Annotated in this window: 1 protein-coding gene; it reads right to left on the reverse strand. The window is 46.1% G+C overall.

Annotated elements, in window-relative coordinates; translation table 11 throughout:
• Positions 1 to 1,060 (reverse strand): hypothetical protein (locus ACTHUT_RS21010; RefSeq protein WP_440419740.1); only part of this gene is annotated, 1,060 nt, incomplete at its 3' end.
• Between the last annotated feature and the right edge of the window lie 37 nt (positions 1,061 to 1,097).

A 1,097-nucleotide genomic window follows, 5' to 3' on the forward strand; every position in this document is an offset into this window, starting at 1 on the left:
CGGTAGGCGTAACCTGTTTGCCGGCCAAATAGAAACCTTTGAATTTCCAGTTTTTCCAAGGAATATAGGTCGCACCGATTTGCACGCCTTGGACATTTTTGCTGTAATCCTCAACAGAAGAGACACCGGACAACGAACCGACACGGCGGTAGTTCAAGAATACGTCATAAGAATTACGGACATTCCAGTCGGCCAATTTATAGCGTACTTCAGTGAACACGCCGTCATTTTTAATTTTTTGTCCGGCATCATTATAGGCTTTGATATTGGACTTGCTGACTGCGGCCATCCAATGCCAATCATCATTAAACTTGATGTCCGTACCGATTTCTCCGAAGACCGCATTTTTCTTCGCACCGCGTACATCGATGTCTTTCATGTAACTGACGGTTGCGCCGACGTTGATATTCTCATTCACAGGCAACATACTTTGAACCGCGGCAAAATGTCTGCGGCGGCCGCCAATGCCCCATGTGTTGTCGTTCAGGTTGCCAGTGCGGCGGCCCGCATAGATTTTGGTAGGCAGGGTTTTATTGTCGAAGAAGATTTCGCCGCCGGTTACTTCGGTATCCCAGACGCGGCCGTAGGAAGAGAACGCACCAAATTTACCGACACGCGCTTTAATATTGTTGTACAAAGTGCCTTCGGCATACAGTTTATTGACCGGCACATCATGATCGCCGTTGAATTTACCGGTTTCCAAATCGATATTCGGCTCAATTTGCGCCACCAATTTCCAATCTTTATACAGTTTTGCGCGTAACCAAAACTCCGCATTAAAGTTGGCATTGGTATCTTCAGGTGTAGGATTGATGCTGCTGTTGTTGGCATTGATGTCTTTGGTATCCGCACGTACGCGCAAGCCACCATTCACAGTCAACAAATCATTGAAAATGCTGATTTTATCGTCATCTTTGCGAATGATACTGCCGGAATTGACGTAATTGTTGGTGGTGGCCAAAGCCGCCGCATCACGTCCGCCATCCGCATTCTCTGCCAAAGAATAAGACGATGAAGCCAATAAAATACAGGTTGCAATCAGTTTGGTTTGAAATCTCATACCGACTCTCCAAAAGAAGGTATTGAAAGTGAAGTAT

It is taken from the genome of Neisseria sp. P0022.S010 (assembly GCF_051956635.1).